The following is a 4,372-nucleotide window of genomic DNA, read 5'->3' on the forward strand; positions in this document are numbered from 1 at the left end:
CCGAGAACTTCCCTTAATCTCTGGTAAATGGAAGTTTTGGACATGTCGGGCAGCGCGTTGAAAGCCTCGGAGTAAATAACATAGCTACACGGGTAGCGAAACAGCCTACGGGTGAGGTCAAACTGTCGCAGGGAGCGCCCGTGGGCATCGAACGGGCCGAGTCCAGTGAAACGTTCAGCAAAACCAGAAGTGCCAGCGATTGTGTCAGAGAGAGGAGCCTCATCGACCAGGAGCAAGGTCCGCACGAGTGGCTCCACGATACTCTGGATGTGGGTCATCGTCTCTTCAGCGACGAAGTCCTCGTTGCGCCCCAGCTCTCGATTGTGCTTCTTCTGGTTGTGGAGGGCCATGCGGGTATCGTAGTTAACGCGCGTGATCACGTTCTGAACGTGAGCTTGGTGCTCTAGCACCATCAACGCGACGATGTCACTATGGTCGCCGAGATATTGTCGCGTATCAATGAAACTGGCGAGATCCTTGACGTTGCCGGTTGCAGACAAATCAAGGTTCGCTGCCTGCTCCGGGCTGCGGATGATCACGTTGCCCATGTGTATCTGCTCACCGTGCGTTCCGGTGACGTACCAACCGCCCCAGCGCCTCCGGATTGGGGTCTGATCTGTGGTCAGAATCCACCCTTCGTGTGAGGCGAGAGCCCCGGTTTGATCAATGAATCCGGAGCCCACTAGGTGACGCGGCACCCCACCCCCCGTCAGCGAATAGGTATCGTGGCACTCGAGACACCGGGTAGTGTGCCGCTCGAAACCTAGCTGCTGTTGCTCAAGCGTGTAAAAGACGATTCCCAACTTCGGATCAACCGAGGAAATCTCTATCAGCCCGCCCGGCACCCAGGCAACGTAGACGGAGTCATTGAAGTAGATGGCGCGCGGTGACAGGGGCGAGATCTTGTTGACCTGGAGGCTGGTCTTAGAGAAGACGAGGACCTGCGTGTCCACATCAATACCTAACTCGCGTAATAGCGAGGCTAGGTATCCGTTTTCTGCGTGGGCCTGCAGGGTCACTTCGCCGCCAGCGATTCTGACCAGCAGCTGGGCAACCGCGCCACTCGGAGTGGAGGCCGAATATTGAATCGCTTCGTATTCAGTATCGTAGCGAAATTGTAGCGCTGCGAGTGCCACGGCCGGAATGGAGCATGCCAAGACGAGAATCATTCTGAAACACACATTCATGTGCAGAATGCTTCCCATTAGCCGAGATTCACTAAGTGGGATTGACTTTCGCTAGTCAGGTGACCGATACAGTGCGTTGGGACATCATGCTGCTTACATAAGGCTGTCAGTTCATCCTCGGCAGCAGGAGATACAGCAATAAGTAGGCCACCACTAGTCTGTGGGTCACAAATAATCGCCTTGTGTGCATCATCCAATTGAGACAGATGCTCACCGTAACTCTCATAGTTCCTTTGGGTACCACCAGGGACACAGGCCATGGCGAGGTATTTTCGTGTTTGTGGCAACAATGGCAAAGCAGACACTTGAATTACAGCGCTTAATTTAGCGCCTTGGCACATCTCGATTAAATGGCCCGCAAGCCCAAAACCTGTGACGTCGGTCATTGCGTTAACGCCTGATAATGCGGCTATACACGGCCCCAATAAGTTAAGCTGGCACATCACTTCTACAGCGATATTGGCATCATTCGGCTCAAGTTTTTTCTGTTTTTGAGCAGTCGTGAGGATACCGATACCTAGTGGTTTAGTAAGATATAACTTGTCTCCTGAATGAGCAGTGTCGTTTCGCTTTAATTCATTTAGCGGGACCTTCCCTGAAACTGCTAATCCGAAAATAGGTTCCAGGGAATCGATACTGTGGCCTCCAGCAAGCACTATGCCTGCATCCGCACAAGTTCGACGTCCACCATCAACAACTTGCTGTGCAACTTCAGCCGGCAGAATACTTACGGGCCAACCTAATATTGCGATTGCCATCATGGGGGTGCCACCCATTGCATAGATATCGCTGATCGCGTTGGCTGCAGCAATACGACCAAACGTAAAAGGATCATCAACGATTGGCATGAAGAAATCAGTTGTGCTGATGATGGCAGTTGTATCGTTCAGTTTATAAACGGCTGCATCATCAAGGGTGTGGTTGCCAACCAGCAAATCAGGGTCTTCAAAGACAGGAAGTCGAGAAGCAAGAATGGTACTGAGTATTCGTGGAGAGATCTTGCAGCCGCACCCCGCACCATGACTGTATTCGGTAAGTTTGATATTGGACTGGGACATTAGGGGCTAGAGGTTGCGTCTAGCTCAAGAGTAGCGAACGCCGCGGTGGGGTGGTTGATAAAAGGAGGGAATAATATGATCGACACGGGGCAAGCCTTGCTCGGTGAGCTTGAGTTCCTCATCATCCCAGACGACCCAGCCCACCTCGGCAAGCTGTTCCAAGGGCACGCAAAATTGCTCCAGGACATCGACATCGAACTTGTCCAGGAAGTAGCCGCGTCGCAACCTGCCCAGCTTGAGCTGCAGCACAAACTCGCGCACTAACCGCTCGCCGGCGTCAAGCCTGTAGGCACGCAAGAGTGGCAGCTGGCCGGCCTGCACGAGGTCGGAGTATTGACTCAAGGTAGTAGCGTTCTGATGATGTAGCCCCTGGATGTAACTGAACGATGAAGCCCCGATCCCGAGCAGATCGGCACCGTGATACTGCTCGCGCTGGTAAACAAAATCATGCTTGGATCGATCCTTGACCATTGCATAGGCGCTGATAGATTCGTATCCGGCCTGGGCCAGGTTCTGAAAGGCTAGAATGACCCGCTCGCGCTTCTCCGCCCAATTAGCTAGCCCGTCCTTGGCCTCGGCACCGCTCTGGAGATCGCAATAGAGAGGCGTGTTAAAGGGGATTTCCATCTGGTACACGGTAACGCTGTCCGGCCCTAGCTCGATCACACGATCGAGGCTACGCTGCATGGATTCACGGGTCTCCCCGACGAGCCCAACCATCAAATCGAGATTTACCACGGGGAATCCAGTTTGCCTGACCGCATCGTATGCTGCTTCCACATCCTTGATCAGATGCACCCGACCGTTTCGGGCCAGGACCTCGTCATCAAGTTGCTGTACACCGAGGCTCAGCCTCGTGACTCCTCCTTGCCGCAACAGATCCATCTTGGCCGGCGTGACGCTCTTGGGGGCACACTCGAAGGTCACCTCGCAGGCACCCGCCCACGACTGAGTCTTCTGCAGTCCTTCGAAGAGTCGCTCCAGTGACGATCGCGCCAGGAGTGACGGTGTGCCGCCCCCGAAATAGACAAAGTTGAGCGCCCGGTCCACAGTCGCTGGACAGCCAGCGTAGAAGCCGAACTCAGAGATCAGGGCATCAACATAGTGATCGAGATTGCACCGGTCGCCTCGGCCATAGGCAAGGTAATAGCAATACCTACATCGATCGACACAAAAGGGGATATGCACATAGAGGCCGAGCGCCTGTTCCTCTTCAGGAGCGGTCGGCCGGTCGATCATACCACTGTACTCAGTCACCGCATCGGCTGTCCACTGCGAAAACGGCGGATAGGTGGCGACGAAGTAGTTCCCGTACTCGGCCTCGCAGATGGAACTCGTCTGCCCTTTTCTTGGCCCTGGCGAGGCCCCAAGTTGCTTCATGCGCTCATCGCAGACTGCGAATAGGCGTACGCGGTACCGCACGCGCGAGCCAATACAGCACAAGTAACCCCGCCGTCACGCGGATCATCAATGTTGGAATACCGGCGATATCGAACGCATTGGTAATCGCCTCGGCCGCGAACCAGTAGTAGAGTCCGAACGCAACGGCCGCCAACAGGTTTATCATGAGTCCGGCGCTGGCGCGCAGCACCACCGTCACCAGCACCACTCCCAGATAGCTCACGGCCATCCACAGCGCTACGTTCATATAGACGTCGCCAGCCCTCGCCAGCTGACCGTCATTCAGCGTAGAATAGCCCACTACGAACCCTGGGAAAGCGGCCGCGAACGCGCCGTACGGACTCAACAGCCATCGGCTCGATCCCCAGGACCGGCCCACCACCGCCGGGATAGATTGAGCCGGGCCGAGATCAAGGCAACCCCTCATCGTGCACCTCTGGCAGGGAACGCAGCGGGAATCGCTGAGTTGCAGCAACGGATGTTGCCCGTAGAGGCGCTCCACAGGTAGAACCGGGCAGATCGCGTTGCAGAAACCGGCCTTGAACTGAAAAACGGCGCCGAGGACCAGGGCCAGAAGCGCTACCGTGGCAACCGTGATTGCCAGTGCCAGGCCATCTTCATTGAACAAGAAGCGCCTGGCGGGTACAAGGACCAGGAGCAAGGCTATACCAATCAACTCCGCCCCAGGCAAGAGGGTCAGGCCGAGGCGCCGGCCCGAGGATCGAT

4 protein-coding genes are annotated in these 4,372 nt (G+C 55.6%); all 4 read right to left on the bottom strand.

The window, feature by feature from the left end; genetic code table 11:
- The coding region (locus tag QGH09_04345; protein ID HJO17416.1) for a hypothetical protein at window positions 1–1,205 on the bottom strand (1,205 nt) is incomplete at its 3' end.
- Window positions 1,205–2,245, bottom strand: coding sequence for a selenide, water dikinase SelD (gene selD, locus QGH09_04350; protein ID HJO17417.1), 1,041 nt, complete (start codon window positions 2,243–2,245; stop codon window positions 1,205–1,207). The genes QGH09_04345 and selD, both read right to left, overlap by 1 nt.
- Before the next feature lie 24 nt (window positions 2,246–2,269).
- The gene (locus QGH09_04355) at window positions 2,270–3,625 is read right to left on the bottom strand and encodes a coproporphyrinogen-III oxidase family protein (protein ID HJO17418.1); all 1,356 of its coding nucleotides are present in this window, start codon (window positions 3,623–3,625) and stop codon (window positions 2,270–2,272) included.
- A 4-nt stretch (window positions 3,626–3,629) separates the two neighbouring features.
- The coding region (locus tag QGH09_04360; GenBank protein ID HJO17419.1) for a hypothetical protein at window positions 3,630–4,372 on the bottom strand (743 nt) is incomplete at its 5' end.

This window comes from Vicinamibacterales bacterium (assembly GCA_036012125.1).
Taxonomy (GTDB): domain Bacteria; phylum Acidobacteriota; class Vicinamibacteria; order Vicinamibacterales; family UBA823; genus UBA11600.